Here is a 15,113-nt window from a genome sequence, read left to right as displayed (position 1 = left end):
GGCAGTGCTCCCGCGTCTTCAATCCCCCCGGCTGCGCCGGGCGGCCCTCAGCCTTGGGCGTGGCCCGTGCTGCGCACGGGCAGGGGGCCTGCGCGGGGTTGGTCAGAAATAGGCTCTAAGCAGGCAGATTGCAGCTATTCCGGCAGCCATGGTCAGGGGCAGGCTGCGGGTGGCAAGAGCCACTGCCAGGGCCACCGTTCCGGCTGCCCATTCCTGCGGGCCGCTCTGCATCAAGAGGTAGGTGACCAGCGACAGGATCAGGCAGCCCGGCAGCGCCTGCAGACCGCGCGCCCAAGGGCCGTGATCCGGCAGCCGTTGGCCTAGGAGATAACCGGACAGCCGTACCGCAAAAGTAGCCGCTGCCAGCCCGAAAATCAGGATCCATGTTTCAGTCATCATTCAGCACTCCGGCAAGGACCGCTCCGCCCAGACCGCCCAGGATCAGTGTCCAGGTAGGGTCCAGCGGCGTTAACAGGCCGGTCAGCAAAACGATGGCCGCAGAACAGGCCCAGGGCAACACCATGGTTGAGCCGCTCCACAGCGACCGGAGAATGGCGATGAAAGCTGCGGTGAAGGCAAAATCCATGCCCAGGGCCTTGGGTTCAGGCACAGTGCTGGCAAAACCCGCGCCTGCCACTGTGGACAGCACCCAGACTGCAATCAGCCCGATGCCGCCGCCAATCAAGTACCAGTAACCGGCTTGATGGCCGCGGGCGCGCATCGCGTGCATCAGGGCCCAATTCTCGTCGGTGGCCAGATGCACCCCTAGCAGCACTTGCCACCAGGGCCGTCCGGAATACTCATCCCGCAGCGAAGCGGTGATCAGAAGCAGCCGCAGGTTCAGTGCCAGCCCGGCCAGAATGGCGGCACCCGCGCCGGTGCCGGCAACCAGCCGCTCCACCGCGATGATCTGTGAGGATCCGGCAAAGACGATGGTGCCCATTACTCCGGTCTGCAGCCCGTCCATGCTTGCCTGTGCTGCGAGAAGGCCGAATGCCAGCCCATAGACAGCAACGCCGGCAGCCAAGGGCAGGATATCCCGCAGTCCGGAAGACAGTTGGCTGAAGGCGGGGGACCGGGCGGAGATGTTCTGGATTGCCATTGAGGGCAGTTCCTCTGGAAACGGGGCATGTTTTCGCTTAAACCGAACGCAAGTTTTGTATACCGAACGACACGGTCGTTCGTCAAGTCGAACAAAAGGGTGAAATACCGAACATGTCAGCGCCCCATCAAATGATTGCAGCCGCCATCCAGCGTGAACGCAGCCGCGCGGGAATGTCGCTGTCGGGGCTGGCCGCACAGGCTGGAATTGCAAAATCAACCCTTTCGCAGCTTGAAGCCGGGAACGGGAATCCCAGTGTCGAGACGCTTTGGGCACTGGCCGCAGCGCTGGACGTACCGCTGAGTTTGCTGTTTGAAACGGAGGCACCCGCGACCAAGCTGATCCGCGCAAGCGAAGGTGAAGTGCTGGAGTCGGAGCAGTCAGACTTCGCTGCCGTTTTATTGTCCCGCAGCCCGCCGAATGTGCGCCGGGATGTCTACCGCGTGGTGATGCAGCCGGGAGAGATCCGCCGCGCCGCGCCGCACCCGCGCGGCACAGTAGAGCATATGCTGGTCTGTTCCGGGCAGATGCGGGCAGGGCTGGAAGGGCAGGAGGAGCTGCTGTGCCCGGGCGATTACTACAGCTTTCCCGGCGATCACCCGCATAGCTATGAGGCGACGCGGTCCGGCACATTGTTCCTGATGGTGATGGAGGCGCCCTGACCGGGGCCTCAGAACTCCGGCGTCACCCGGAATTTCAGCGACTCGCCGCTGTCCGGGTGTTTGATCCGCAGCTCCTGGGAATGCAGCATGAGCCTGGGATACTCCATTGCTGCACCGCTGGCATAAAGCGGGTCGCCCAGGATCGGGTGGCCCAGCGACAGCATATGCACCCGCAGCTGATGCGTGCGCCCGGTCTTCGGTGTCAGCCGCACCCGCGTCGCACCGTCCTCGTATTTCATTACCCGCCAGCCGGTGACGGCAGGCTTGCCGCTCTCATTGCAGACCATCTGCTTGGGCCGGTTCGGCCAATCAACAATCAGCGGCAGATCCACCGTGCCGCTGCGCGGCTCCAGCCTGCCAGCCACCCGCGCCACATAGGCCTTTTTCGCCGTGCGCTTTTCAAACTGCATCGACAGATGCCGCTGCGCATGCGGGGTGAGACCGAACACCATCACACCTGACGTATCCCGGTCCAGCCGATGAACGAGCAACGCCTCGGGGAATACGGCCTGAATGCGGGTGATCAGGCAATCGGCCAGATGCGCGCCGCGGCCAGGTACCGACAACAGCCCGGCAGGCTTGTTTACTGCCAGTAGCTCGGCGTCGTGGTGCAGGATCTCCAGGGGGTCCTGCGGCGGGGTGTATTCGCTTGAAACGGCCATGACCGCCTGCCTAGCGCCACTGGCTGGCAGGGGCAAGCACTGGCCTGTACCGGTCCCTATCGTGCTTCTTTCCAGGCTTTCCTTCGGGACCGGGCATTTGCTAAATTGACACTGTCCCGGCGATCCGGTAACTGGCGCGCCTCACATACACATGGGGACTAGGCATGGCACGCAAACGCAAAGGGCGCGATATTTCCGGCTGGCTGGTGGTGGACAAGCCCGCGGGACTGACCAGCACGGCAGTTGTGAACAAGGTGCGCTGGGCGCTGGATGCCAAGAAGGCAGGCCATGCGGGCACCCTGGACCCCGAGGCAACCGGTGTTCTGGCCGTGGCGCTGGGCGAGGCAACCAAGACTGTGCCCTATATAACCGACGCGTTGAAGGCCTATACCTTCACTGTGCGGCTGGGTTCTGCAACCAATACCGACGATGCCGAGGGCGAGGTGATTGCCGAAAGCGCCGAGCGCCCCACCGACGAACAAATCAAGGATGCGCTGCTGCCGTTCCTGGGCGAGATCATGCAGGTGCCGCCCAAGTTCTCTGCGGTGAAGATTGACGGCCAGCGTGCCTATAAACTGGCGCGTGACGGGGAAGAAGTAGAGCTTTCTGCCCGCCCGCTGTGGGTCGAAGAGCTGATCCTGCTGGACCGTCCCGACGAAGACCACGTGGTGCTGGAGATGACCTGCGGCAAAGGCGGATATGTGCGTTCAATCGCCCGCGATCTGGGTGCGGCGCTGGGCTGCCATGGCCATGTGAAACAGCTTCGGCGGACCTGGTCCGGCCCGTTTGATGCCGAAGACGGCGTCTCGTTGGAACTGGTGGATGAGTTGGCGAAATCCACTGATCTGGACCAATATTTGCGGCCTCTGGAAGAAGGGCTTGCCGACCTGCCCGAGCTGAAATGCACCCCGCAGGGTGCAGTGCGCTTGCGCAATGGCAACCCGGGCATGGTGATGGCCGCGGATGTGGAGTACGGTGATGAAGCCTGGGCTTCGCTGGACGGGCAGGCGGTGGCTGTGGGGATCTACAAGGCTGGTGAATTGCACCCGAGCCGGGTGTTTGTGCAGCCGGAATGACCTGCCTGCAACCGGTCCAGACCGCTAGGGTCAGGACCCATTGATTTCGATTGATCGTCATGATTCACCGGTCGAAAAATCGAGCGGTGAACCTGTCTGATCTCTTTTGGCTGACCGATGCGCAGATGCTCGGCTGGAGCCTTATTTCCCGAAGTCCCATAGAAAGCCATGTGTTGATGACCGGCGTGTCTTGAGTGGAGTTATCTTCATAAACCGCAATGGCTTAGGGTGGATGGATGCACCAGAGGAATACGGCCCGCACAGTGAGGCAGGACCGTCGCCCCGGTGGGGCGGCGTAAGCCCGGGGAACGCTTTACAACCGTTGGAAACGCTGGAGTGACAAGGGTATCTTTGCGCAGATGATGGCCGGTTAGGCAGGCGGACATGGCGAAGAGAAGACCGTGATGCCCCGAGAGGGGCCGGACCAAAGATGGCATGAATACCAAGCTGCATGCCATCTGCGACAGCCAGGGCCGCCCGCCGAGCCTGCTCGTCACCGCTGGACAGGTCAACGACTGCATCGGGGCACGGGCGCGGCTCAGCTGTTTGCCGGATGCCGACTGGATGCTTGGAGATCGCGGCTATGACGCCGATTGGTTCCGGGAAGCATTGAAAGACAAAGGGATACGCGCCTGCATCCCGGGCCGGGAGCAGCGCAAGACACAGGTCAGATACGACAAACGCCGCTACAAACGGCGCCACCGCCCCTCTCGTGACATTGCTGCGCAATGCACTGCCGGGCAGTGATCGAGATCATGTTTGGCAGGCTCAAAGATTGGAGGCGTGTGGCAACGCGATACGGCAGATGCCCGAAGGTCTTCCTCTCCGCTATCGCTCTCGCCGCAACCGTCATCTATTGGCTATGAGGCCTGACCCTAGGCTTGCGCCTTTGCGAACAGCGCGAGCCCGCTGCGGCGCCCGCGCAATTGCTCCGCCGGCAGCGCGGTCCAGCCGCCACGCGCGGGTTCTGTGCCGGCTTCCTGCAGCAAGGTTGCAGACGCGATCAACGCCATGCCATTTGTCTTGGTCAGCTGCTCAAGCCGCGCCGCTGTGTTTACCGTGTCTCCGAACACGGAATACTCCAGCCGTGCCGGTGTGCCGGTGACACCCGAAAACACCTCACCCCAATGCACACCGATCCCTGCGGCCAGACCGGTCTCTCCAGAAGCCTCCCGTTCCTGGCGCCAAGCCTCCATCTCCACAAGCAGCCCTTCGGCGCAATCCAGCGCCCGCGCTGCAGCCCGCTCACCCTCAAACAGGATCATCGCTGCGTCGCCGATGTATTTGTCGATCAGACCGCCAGTCCGGCCCGCCACCAATTCGACACGGGTGCGGAACTCGGTGATCAGTCTGCTGACGTCTTGCGGCTCGCGGCCCTCGCACCAGCTGGTGAAGCCGCGGATATCAATGAATAGAATCGCCATTTTCTGCTGGCGGCCTTCCTGCAACGCCTCCAGCCCGCCGCCGGCAAGACGGCCCGCCATCTGGGCCGGCAGATAGCGGGTCAGATTGGCCTTCTGCCGCGTTTCTTCTATGGAGCGGTGCACCAGTCCCCGCATCCGAAGCGCTGCAACCATCAGCACCAAACCAGCCAGCGCCACCATCAGCACCCGCATCAGATTGGGGGGTGTGGCCATGGCCAGATGCACCCGCTGCATGGCAGCGTCAGAGACGATCGCCGGTTCCCACAGAACCAGCCACAAAAGTCCGGCCGCAACCAGCAGCACTTGGTATCCCAGCAGCAGCGGGTTGAAACGCAACACGCCAAAAGCCAGGATCAGCGGTGCCATCCAGGCCGAAGGCATGGCAAAGACAACTTCGCCGGACAGCCCGGAATTCACCAAAGACAACCAGGAATTCAGGAAAAGAAAGACACCGTCCGCGGTCACTGCTGCCCAGATCATCCAGTGCCGGAACACGCCCTTGCGGATAGCCGCAAAACTCAGGACACCAACCGTAAGATAGGCAAGTAGGGTTGCCGCCGCCAGGCCGACTTGGTGCCAAAGGTAGTCCTGGCCCACCGTCTGCACTGCATCAACCGCAAGAACCAAGGCCGCCAGCAGCCCGGCAGACACGGCAATCCGCAACAGTGCCACAATGCGCTCGGCTTCTAATTCCGCCGCACGCAGCAGCACCGCCCCGCCGGGGTTGATGTTGCCCGCGCCTGAAACCAGCGGCAACCGCATCTATTCCTCCGCCAGCAGTGCCACCTGGCGCGGCTCGACTTCCACCTGGCCAGGATCTTCCAGTTCCGCGCCGTTAGCCACCACGCCCATCGCCTCGAACCGGCGGGCCGAGGGCAGCACGCGGGCTTCCAGCGAGCCAACGGCCTTGTTGTAGTTGTTCACCGATGACGACAGTGACTTGCCGACGGAGGCGAGGTTCTTGGAAAACGTCGCCAGCCGGTCATAGAGTTCCTTGGCAGTCTTTTGCACTTCGATTGCGTTTTCCGCCATCTTCTCCTGCTGCCAGCCATAGGCTATGGACTTGACCAGCGCCATCAGGGTGGTCGGCGTGGCGATCAGAACCTTGTTTTCAAAGGCATATTCAATCAACCCTGGATCCGTCTCCACCGCCGCGGACACAAACGTTTCACCGGGGATGAACATCACCACAAAGTCCGGTGTCTCTCCCAGCGCGCTTTGATAGGATTTCGACGCAAGCTGACGCACATGGGTTTTCACATGGCCCGAATGGCGCAGCAATGCCTGCTGCTGCTGATCGGGCGTCTCAGCCTCCAGCGCATCCAGATAACCCTCCAGCGGGGTCTTGGCGTCCACTACGATGCTCTTGCCGCCGGGGATGCGCACTATTGCATCGGGGCGGCGCAGACCGTCATCGGTGCCGACGCTTTTCTCCAGCTCATAGTCAACATGCTCGGCCATCCCGGCCATCTCAAAAACCTGGCGCAGCTGCATCTCGCCCCAGCGGCCGCGGGTCTTGGGCGCGCGCAACGCCTGCACCAGTTTGCGGGTCTCGCCGCCTAGTGCGGCTTGGCCATCGGCCAAATGTTTCACCTGCGTCTGGATCGCGCCATAGGCCTCGTTGCGGGCCTTCTCGATTTCCTTGATCCGCTCACCAAACTGACCCAGCTTCTGATCCAGCGGCTTTACCAAGCCTTCAATCGCTGCGTGGCGCTTGGCCAGATCCGCATCAGCGGTTTTGCTATGCGCCTGAAACCGTTCGCTGACCAGGCTCAGGAAGCTTTCCGAGTTCTGCTTCAGCACGCCCGAGGCCAGCGCCGCAAATTTGTGCTCCATCTGCGCATTCATCTGCTTGAGCTCTTCCAGCCGCGCCGCATGTTCTGCCTTCAGCGCTTGTACTTGTGCCTCAGCCTGATACCGGGCGGCACGTTCATTATCGCTGGTGCGGCGCAGGGTTGCCAGCTCATCGTTCAGCTCCGGCAGCCGCTTGACCTCCGCCCGAAGCCCGGCCGCCTCCTGGCTCAGACCTGCATTGGCCTGTTCCAACTGCCGGGCCGCGCCTCGCAGCCGCAGCCCAGCCAAGGCAATAACAGCGGCCAGACCGGCCAACGCGTAAATGGCCCATTGGGCTTGTTCCAGTGTCACTGCTCGTCCTCCCTTTTTCGGGGGTTCTTGTTCAGGTGCGCCCGAACAGGCGCTCGATATCTGCCAGTTTCAGTTCCACATAAGTGGGACGGCCGTGGTTGCACTGGCCGGAATGGGGCGTGGCCTCCATCTCGCGCAGCAGAGCATTCATTTCCTCGCCCCGCATCCGCCTTCCTGAGCGGATTGAGCCATGGCAGGCCACCCGGCTCAGGATCGCCTCGATCTTGGCTTGAACCAGCTGGGTTCCGCCCTGGTCGGACAGTTCGTCCAGAATATCCTTGATCATCGCTTCAGCGTTGACTTCGCCCAGGATCGCGGGGGTTTCCCGCACAGCAATGGCAGTGCCGCCAAAGGCCTCAATGCCAAGGCCGAATTTCGCAAGCTCATCAGCCATGCCCAGCAAGCAGGCACAGTCATTGTCGCTCAGCTCGACAATCTCCGGTATCAAGAGCGCCTGGGCCGCAACGCCATTTTCAGCCATCTGATGTTTCAGCTTTTCATAGACCAGCCGCTCATGTGCTGCGTGCTGGTCGACGATCACCATGCCGTCGGCAGTCTGGGCGATGATGTAGTTCTCATGCACCTGGCCGCGCGCCGCCCCCAACGGCAGCTGTTCGGCCCCGGGGGCGGTGGCCCCGGACGCATCCGAGGCCTGACCCGGGGCCATTGGAGCCACTGGCACCTCTGTGACCCGCCCGCTGTAGGACCCCTGCAATTCGGCAAAACCTGGCGATGGCGGCGCATCGAAGGAAGACATTTGCGGCAACCCGGGGGCTTGCGCCGCGTAGGCGCGGCTGCGTGCGCCCATGGACGGCCGGTCCATCTGATAGATCCGCGGCGCACCGGTAGCTGTAGGTTGTTCCGGTTTCATTGCCCCCAGCGTGGCGCCTGCCACTGTGGTTGATGCGCGGTGTCCGGCCTCTGCCAGCGCATGGCGCAGGGCAGACACGATCAGCCCGCGTGCCAGTCCGGGGTCGCGGAACCGCACCTCGGATTTGGCAGGATGCACATTCACATCCACCAGCTGCGGGTCGCAATCGATGAACAGCGCTGCGGCCGGATGCCGGTCGCGGCTGAGGAAATCAAAATAGGCGGCCCGAAGCGCCCCGGTCAGCATCTTGTCCTTCACCGGGCGCGTGTTCACGAACAGGAACTGCGCCACCGCAGCACCGCGCGAATAGGTCGGCAGCGCCGCATAGCCAAAGAGGCGGATCCCCTCGCGGGCGGCATCAATCTTCAACGCGTTCTCGGCAAAATCACGCCCCAGAACCGAAGCCAGCCGCCCGTGCAGCGCATCAAACAAATCGCCCGGCAAAGGATCGGCGCGGAAGGTCACCCGCCCCTCACCGCCGCCCGATACATCGCGCAGCGTGAATCCTACCGAAGGCTCTGCCATTGCCAGCCGTTTCACCGTGTCTGAAATCGCCTGGCTCTCGGCCCGGTCGGTGCGCATGAATTTCAGCCGCGCCGGTGTGGCAAAAAACAGATCGCGCAACTCGACAATGGTGCCTGCCCGTAAAGCGGCGGGTTTCACCGGCTCCAGCCTGCCGCCGGAGACCCGGATCTGCGCCGCCTCATGCCCTGCAGCGCGGCTGGTGATTGTCAGCCGCCCAACAGCCCCCAAAGAAGGCAGCGCCTCGCCGCGGAACCCGAAGGTGTGTATGTTCAGCAAGTCCGAGCCGTCGATCTTGGACGTCGCGTGGCGGGACAATGCCAACGGCAAGTCCTCCGGCGTCATGCCGCAGCCGTCATCACTCACCCGGATCAGAGTCTTGCCACCATCGGCGATTTCTACGGTGATGCGGGCGGCGCCGGCATCAATGGCATTCTCCACGAGTTCTTTGACCGCTGAAGCGGGGCGTTCCACCACCTCGCCAGCGGCAATCCGGTTGATGGCGCTGTCATCCAGCTGGCGGATGATTGGTCGCGTTTTTTCGCTGATATGGGGTTCTGCACTGCTCATACCGCTAAATTTAGCATGCGGAGCTGATTCTGCCACTGGAATGCGCGCGGCTTTGGCAGGAGACGCGTAAAAGAAGATTTTCGCACCAAACCACGTGTATCCTCCCGGTTTTCTGAGCGTCATTGCAGCCCGCGCACCAATATTTTGTCCAATCAGTCAAAAAATCCGCCTGCAATCCTTGGCCTTGCTTGCCAATATGCCGCACCCGTGCGAATTTCGCACGGAACTCTGCTGAGGACTCCCCGAATGGAAAGCCAAATCGCTGAACGAAGCGCGCAGCTGCCGCAGCTAGCCGAGCCGCGCAATCCGGGCATGGCGCTGGACCTGGACTGGGTCGCCGCCGTGCAGGCCAATACGTCGGCCATCGAACGCCGCTGCGCCACCCTGCCGGGCCGCCGCAGTGTAAAGAAAGATCATCAGGCTGCCTGGCTTTTGAAAGCCATCAGCCTCATTGACCTCACCACACTCTCTGGTGACGACACCGAGGGCCGTGTCCGCCGCTTGTGCGCCAAGGCACGGCAGCCGGTCAGCGCCGGTGTTCTGCGCACATTGGGCATGGAAGGCCTCACCACCGGGGCGGTCTGCGTCTATCACGACATGATCCCCACGGCTGTTGCCGCATTGCAGGGCACTGGCATTCCGGTTGCCGCGGTCTCCACTGGCTTTCCGGCCGGCCTGTCGCCCTTCCACCTGCGGCTGGCGGAGATTGAGGAAAGCGTCAAGGCAGGCGCCGGGGAAATCGACATCGTGATTTCCCGCCGCCATGTTCTGACCGGCAATTGGCAGGCGCTTTATGACGAGATGAAGGCCTTCCGCCAAGCGTGCGGCGACGCCCATGTGAAGGCGATCCTGGCGACCGGCGAATTGGGCAGCTTGCGAAACGTCGCCCGTGCCTCGCTGATCTGCATGATGGCAGGGGCCGATTTCATCAAGACCTCCACCGGCAAGGAAAGCGTCAACGCTACTCTGCCTGTCAGCCTGGTGATGATCCGCGCAATCCGCGACTATTACGACCGTACCGGCCACCGCGTCGGCTATAAGCCAGCGGGCGGCATTTCCAAGGCCAAGGATGCACTCGTCTATCTGGCGCTGATGAAGGACGAACTGGGCGACCGCTGGCTGCAGCCTGATCTGTTCCGCTTTGGCGCCTCGTCACTGCTGGGCGATATCGAGCGTCAGCTGGAACACCATGTCACCGGGGCATACTCCGCCGGCTACCGCCATTCCATGGGCTGAGGGCTGAACACATGACCATCAAAGAGATTTTCGACACCATGGAATACGGCCCCGCCCCCGAAAGCGCTGCCGAGGCACTGGCCTGGCTGGTCGATCAGGGCAGCCGGTTCGGCCATTTCATCAACGGTGAGTTCACCGCCCCTGGTGAAGGATTTGACAGTAAAAACCCAGCCACCGGTGAAGTTTTGGCGACCCTGACCCAAGCCACGCAAGCAGACGTCGACAGCGCCGTTGAAGCAGCCCGCAAGGTGCAGGGCAGTTGGGCCGGTCTTGGCGGGCCGGGCCGCGCCAAGTATCTCTATGCCATTGCCCGGCTGCTGCAAAAACATTCCCGCCTGTTTGCAGTGCTGGAAACGCTCGATAACGGCAAGCCGATCCGCGAATCCCGCGACATCGATATCCCGCTGGCCCAGCGGCATTTCTACTATCACGCAGGCATGGCCCAGCTAATGGAAAGCGAACTGCCGGATGCCGAGGCCCTGGGCGTCTGCGGCCAGATCATCCCGTGGAATTTCCCCCTGCTGATGCTGGCCTGGAAGATCGCGCCTGCAATCGCCATGGGCAACACGGTGGTGCTGAAACCTGCTGAGTACACCTCTCTCACCGCGCTGCTGTTTGCCGACATCTGCCATCAGGCGGGCCTGCCCAAGGGCGTTGTCAACATCGTCACCGGCGACGGTGCCGTGGGCGAAATGATCACTGCGGCAGATGTGGATAAGGTCGCCTTCACCGGTTCCACCTCCGTTGGCCGCCGGATCCGCGAGGCCACCGCAGGCAGCGGCAAAGCGCTGACGCTGGAGCTGGGCGGCAAGTCCCCCTATATCGTGTTTGACGACGCCGATATTGATTCAGCTATCGAAGGGCTGGTCGATGCGATCTGGTTCAACCAGGGCCAGGTTTGCTGTGCCGGCTCGCGTCTGCTGGTGCAGGAAGGCATCGCTGAACGCTTCCACACCAAGCTGCGCGCCCGGATGGACGGGCTGCGTATCGGCAACCCGCTGGATAAATGCATCGACGTCGGCGCCGTCGTCGACCCGGTGCAGCTGGATACCATCAGCAGCATGGTCGCAGCCAATACCGCCGGCACCATGCACCAGGCCCAGGTGAAAATGCCAGAAGGCGGCTGTTTCTACCCGCCAACGCTGATTGAAGGCCTGTCGCCTGCCGATCCGCTGATGCAGGAGGAGATCTTTGGTCCGGTGCTGGTCTCCTGCACCTTCCGCACTCCCGAAGAGGCGGCGGAGCTAGCCAACAACACCCGCTACGGCCTTGCTGCGACGCTTTGGACCGAGAACGTGAACCTGGCCCTGGATATGGCGCCGAAACTGGCGGCCGGCGTTGTCTGGATCAACGGCACCAATATGTTCGACGCCGCTGCGGGTTTTGGCGGTGTGCGTGAAAGCGGCTTTGGACGCGAAGGCGGCTGGGAGGGCCTGACCGCCTATACCCGCCCCAAGACCGCAGCCAAACCGCTGGCCAGGGTGGAGCTGTTCGAGGGCGTTGGCGCCCCGGCAGACCCGCTGGACCGTACCGCCAAGATGTATGTCGGCGGCAAGCAGACCCGCCCGGACAGCGGTTATTCCCAGGCGGTCTATGGCAAATCCGGCGCGCTGCTGGGCCACGTCGGCCTCGGCAGTCGCAAGGATGTCCGCAACGCGGTTGAAGCCGCCGCCGGTGCCGGAAAATGGTCCAAGGCCACCGGCCATCTTCGGGCACAGATCCTATACTATATCGGCGAGAACCTCTCGGCCCGAGCTGCGGAGTTTGCCGCCCGCATTGACGCAATGACCGGCAAGAAGACCGGCGCCGCTGAGGTCGAGGCCTCGATCCAGCGCCTGTTCACTGCGGCTGCATGGGCCGACAAATATGACGGTCAGGTCCATGGCGTACCGATCCGCGGCGTGGCGCTTGCAATGAAGGAACCCGCCGGTGTGATTGGCGTGCTCTGCGCCGATGAGGCACCGCTGCTGGGACTGGTCTCGGCAATGGCGCCTGCCATCGCCATGGGCAATCGGGTGGTGCTGGCGTCCTCCGAACCCTACCCGCTGGCGGCAACTGATTTTTACCAGGTTTTGGAAACATCAGACGTGCCCGCAGGCGTGGTCAACATCCTGACCGGCAGCCACGCCGAGATGGCCAAGCCGCTGGCGTCGCATTTGAACGTGGATGCCGTTTGGAGCTTTTCCTCCACCGATCTGTCGGCAGCGATCGAAGTCGCATCGGCGGGCAATCTGAAACGGACCTGGGTCAACAACGCCACCGCGATGGACTGGACGCAGGATCACAGCAAGCGTTTTCTGCAAGAAGCCACCGAGATCAAAAATATCTGGGTGCCCTACGGCGAGTGAAACAGGTCCCCAGGGCTTTCCCGCTTCTGGTCAAGATATACAGCGCCGCTCCATCCGGGGCGGCGTTTTCTATCCGGCCCTGCCGGCGTCCCGGGCCCAAGACGGACCTTGCAAGCAAAAGAAAACACCCGCTCCTTTCGGAACGGGTGTAAAAAATCCGGGATAAGCGCGGATTAGCGGCGGATACCCAGGCGCTTGATCAGGTCCTGGTAACGGGACACGTCCTTGCCTTTGGTGTAGTCCAGCAGCTTGCGGCGCTGAGCAACCATCTTCAGAAGGCCACGGCGGCCGTGGTTGTCCTTCTTGTGGGTTTTGAAGTGCTCAGTCAGGGTGTTGATGCGCGAGGTCAGGATTGCAACTTGGACTTCCGGCGAACCGGTGTCGCCGTCCTTGGTTGCGAATTCTTTCATCAGGCGGGTTTTTTCTTCTGCAGTGATCGACATCGGGGTCTCCTTAAAGGGTTAGAGTGGATGGCTCAGGCCGGGATGTCGTCCAGCACAGGCCCATGGAGATATCTGCCGCAGAATCGCAGCAGATGCGGGCGTATATGATGTTTTCATGTTAAAGGCAAAGATTAACTGCCAGAGGGTGGATCTGCGCGGGCCTACTGCGGCAGCAGTCCGGTCGCTGCGGCCGAAGCTGTGTCGATCAGCACCAGATCCGCCGCCGTCAGCCCGCTGGCTCCGGTGACCCGCAAGGCAGGCTCGCCGTCGACAAGGATAACCTGCTCGTCACCTGCCTCGGGGTTTTGTTGCAACTCTATAGAAGGTTCTTCGCCGTCCTCAAAATCCCAAACCAGAACCAGCTTATCTTCATCTGTATCGAAATCCATCAGCTGCACCGCCTCTTCGGTCCCGGTCCAGTTGCCAGCCATGAACTGATCCTCGCCGGCACCGCCGGTCAGCACATCCCCTGCCCCGGCAATCAGTGTATCCTCACCGGCACCGCCATTAAGATAATCCTGATCCGTGCCGTCCCCGGCGCCGGACACCACATCATTTCCATATCCGCCAAACAACGCGTCGGCGCCGCTGCCGCCCACTAGGCTGTCATCGCCGTCGTTGCCATGCAGTGTGTCCCGGCCTTCACCGCCTTCCAGCCAGTCCTGCCCTTGGCCGCCATGCAGCAGGTCCGCACCGCCGCCGCCCTGAAGCGTGTCATCCCCGAAATGCCCCAAGAGACTGTCCTCTCCAGCGGCGCCTTGCAGCACGTCATCACCGTCTTCGCCGTGCAGCAGGTCCTGGCCTGTGCCGCCGGACAGGCTGTCATCTCCGCTACCGCCATGCAGAACATCGCTGCCCGCCCCCCCGTCGATCCAGTCATGGCCGCTGTATCCGCCAAGCTGATCATCGCCATCACCGCCGCTAAGGCTGTCAGCCGCCCCGGTTCCCGCGATGACGTCATTTTCATCGGTGCCGGTTACGGTGCTGCCGCCCGGCTCGATGAACCCGCCATCCAGCCCATCCCCGCCAGTGTCTGCTTCCGGATCGGGGCCGGAGGCCGGATTCGCCTCATCCGGGGAGTCTGTATCAACCAGGACTGCGCTGCCTACCGCAACAAGGCCCAGAACACTTGCCAGCCACAACATTGCCCGCTCAACCTCAACAAAACATACACCCACCTGAATGGTCACACGCCTGGATTGAAAAGGCAAAACAAATGGGGAACATGAGTTAACAGGCGTTGAAGAACCCGCTAACGCTGCTGCCAAAGCGCCGGTTGCTGGGAGTAGGCGATGTAAAGCGGATGCTTTGGGTGGCCGGCCTTGCTGAGACCAAGGTGGTGCAGCGGCTTTCCGGTTGCGCGCAGCGCCGCGGCAATCCGGGCCCCTTGCCCGCGGTGCTCACCATGGGTGCCCCAGGCGCAGATTACCATGTCAGCCCAATCAACACCGTTTAAAATGGCCGCCATGTTGCCCGGGCCTTCCGGCTCTGCCAGCTGCCGCATCCCGCGCGGATCGGTGACCCGGCAGGCAAAGATGTTGGTGGCCCGGAAACCGCCGAACCCCAATGCCCGTGCGCGGCGCTCGCAGCGTTCAATGGTCGGATCATTCTGTACTTCGGTTGCGGTTGACGGGTTCAGCATCACAAACATCACCCGCGGCCCGGCAGGATCCCAGACCCGGGTCAGGCTGTAGCGATAGGTTTCGCAATCGGAATAGACGGCGGTTGAGGGCGCATCGCCCTTGGTGTGGCTGCGGGTGATCATCAGCCGTCTGTAGCAGGGCTATTTAGACTGTCCAAGCTAACTGTCCAAGTTTTAAGGTCACCCCAAGAAGCGCCCTTTATGTGCATTGCCGGGCACCACGACACATTGCAGCCGTTGGCGTTTGTATTTCTTTCGGACCGGTTTTGCATGGAATTGATGCTGCTCACCAAAGTGTTCAGTCCCGGCTTCCGGTGGATCGGATCCACAAGGAAACTGTCTGGCTCTGAAGTCCGGATCTTGCAGATGTATCTGTACGGCGCGCGTCCACTGAGTGCCTTGAGAGGGCG

The 15,113-nt window shown here is 62.2% G+C and carries 13 protein-coding genes and 1 pseudogene; 5 read left to right on the top strand and 9 right to left on the bottom strand.

The genetic code is table 11. The annotated features are described in order from the left end of the window. Window positions 1-102: 102 nt before the first annotated feature. Together K3557_RS17940 and K3557_RS17935 are read right to left on the bottom strand one after the other, a co-directional pair. On the bottom strand, window positions 103-396 hold the full coding sequence (locus K3557_RS17940; RefSeq protein WP_259995397.1) for an AzlD family protein: 294 nt from the start codon (window positions 394-396) through the stop codon (window positions 103-105). Further along, window positions 389-1,102 carry an AzlC family ABC transporter permease gene (locus K3557_RS17935; protein WP_259995395.1) on the bottom strand — a complete coding sequence of 238 codons (714 nt, stop codon included), beginning with the start codon at window positions 1,100-1,102 and terminating at the stop codon, window positions 389-391. Before K3557_RS17935 ends, K3557_RS17940 begins: the two co-directional genes overlap by 8 nt. Before the next feature lie 131 nt (window positions 1,103-1,233). On the opposite strand from K3557_RS17935, the gene K3557_RS17930 reads away from it, so the two are divergent. Beyond that, window positions 1,234-1,764, top strand: coding sequence for a helix-turn-helix domain-containing protein (locus tag K3557_RS17930; protein WP_259995393.1), 531 nt, complete (start codon window positions 1,234-1,236; stop codon window positions 1,762-1,764). A gap of 8 nt (window positions 1,765-1,772) precedes the next feature. On the opposite strand, the gene K3557_RS17925 is transcribed toward K3557_RS17930, so the two are convergent. Further along, on the bottom strand, window positions 1,773-2,426 hold the full coding sequence (locus K3557_RS17925; protein ID WP_259995391.1) for an RluA family pseudouridine synthase: 654 nt from the start codon (window positions 2,424-2,426) through the stop codon (window positions 1,773-1,775). Between the two features lie 164 nt (window positions 2,427-2,590). Here K3557_RS17925 and truB point away from each other — a divergent pair, with 164 nt between their 5' ends. Beyond that, window positions 2,591-3,502: a tRNA pseudouridine(55) synthase TruB gene (truB, locus tag K3557_RS17920; RefSeq protein ID WP_134830941.1), complete on the top strand. Its 912-nt coding sequence runs from the start codon at window positions 2,591-2,593 to the stop codon at window positions 3,500-3,502. A gap of 92 nt (window positions 3,503-3,594) precedes the next feature. Beyond that, a pseudogene (locus tag K3557_RS17915) lies at window positions 3,595-4,368 on the top strand (IS5 family transposase). Between the two features lie 9 nt (window positions 4,369-4,377). Here K3557_RS17915 and K3557_RS17910 read toward each other — a convergent pair. Genes K3557_RS17910 through mutL form a run of 3 tightly spaced genes read right to left on the bottom strand, consistent with a single transcriptional unit; the run spans window position 4,378 to window position 9,034 of the window. Next, window positions 4,378-5,688 carry an adenylate/guanylate cyclase domain-containing protein gene (locus tag K3557_RS17910; RefSeq protein ID WP_259995389.1) on the bottom strand — a complete coding sequence of 437 codons (1,311 nt, stop codon included), beginning with the start codon at window positions 5,686-5,688 and terminating at the stop codon, window positions 4,378-4,380. After that, window positions 5,689-7,071, bottom strand: a complete 1,383-nt coding sequence (rmuC, locus tag K3557_RS17905) for a DNA recombination protein RmuC (protein ID WP_259995387.1) — start codon at window positions 7,069-7,071, stop codon at window positions 5,689-5,691. It abuts the gene before it with no gap. A gap of 31 nt (window positions 7,072-7,102) precedes the next feature. Then, complete coding sequence (gene mutL, locus K3557_RS17900) at window positions 7,103-9,034, bottom strand: DNA mismatch repair endonuclease MutL (protein ID WP_259995385.1); 1,932 nt, start codon at window positions 9,032-9,034, stop codon at window positions 7,103-7,105. Window positions 9,035-9,280: 246 nt separating this feature from the next. Here mutL and deoC point away from each other — a divergent pair, with 246 nt between their 5' ends. Together deoC and K3557_RS17890 are read left to right on the top strand one after the other, a co-directional pair. Then, the gene (gene deoC, locus K3557_RS17895; RefSeq protein ID WP_259988992.1) at window positions 9,281-10,270 is read left to right on the top strand and encodes a deoxyribose-phosphate aldolase; all 990 of its coding nucleotides are present in this window, start codon (window positions 9,281-9,283) and stop codon (window positions 10,268-10,270) included. An 11-nt stretch (window positions 10,271-10,281) separates the two neighbouring features. Next, the gene (locus tag K3557_RS17890) at window positions 10,282-12,618 is read left to right on the top strand and encodes an aldehyde dehydrogenase family protein (protein ID WP_259995382.1); all 2,337 of its coding nucleotides are present in this window, start codon (window positions 10,282-10,284) and stop codon (window positions 12,616-12,618) included. 173 nt (window positions 12,619-12,791) lie between these two features. On the opposite strand, the gene rpsO is transcribed toward K3557_RS17890, so the two are convergent. From rpsO to K3557_RS17875, 3 genes are all read right to left on the bottom strand, one after another. Beyond that, window positions 12,792-13,061 (bottom strand): 30S ribosomal protein S15, encoded by a 270-nt coding sequence (gene rpsO, locus K3557_RS17885; protein WP_129369234.1) that lies wholly within the window; start codon window positions 13,059-13,061, stop codon window positions 12,792-12,794. A 161-nt stretch (window positions 13,062-13,222) separates the two neighbouring features. After that, window positions 13,223-14,206, bottom strand: coding sequence for a calcium-binding protein (locus K3557_RS17880; protein WP_259995381.1), 984 nt, complete (start codon window positions 14,204-14,206; stop codon window positions 13,223-13,225). Window positions 14,207-14,313: 107 nt separating this feature from the next. Next, window positions 14,314-14,826, bottom strand: coding sequence for a DUF1643 domain-containing protein (locus tag K3557_RS17875; RefSeq protein WP_259995380.1), 513 nt, complete (start codon window positions 14,824-14,826; stop codon window positions 14,314-14,316). Window positions 14,827-15,113 lie beyond the last annotated feature (287 nt).

This window comes from Leisingera sp. M523, from assembly GCF_025141335.1.
GTDB lineage: Bacteria > Pseudomonadota > Alphaproteobacteria > Rhodobacterales > Rhodobacteraceae > Leisingera.
This window is presented reverse-complemented; position numbering and strand designations above follow the sequence as displayed.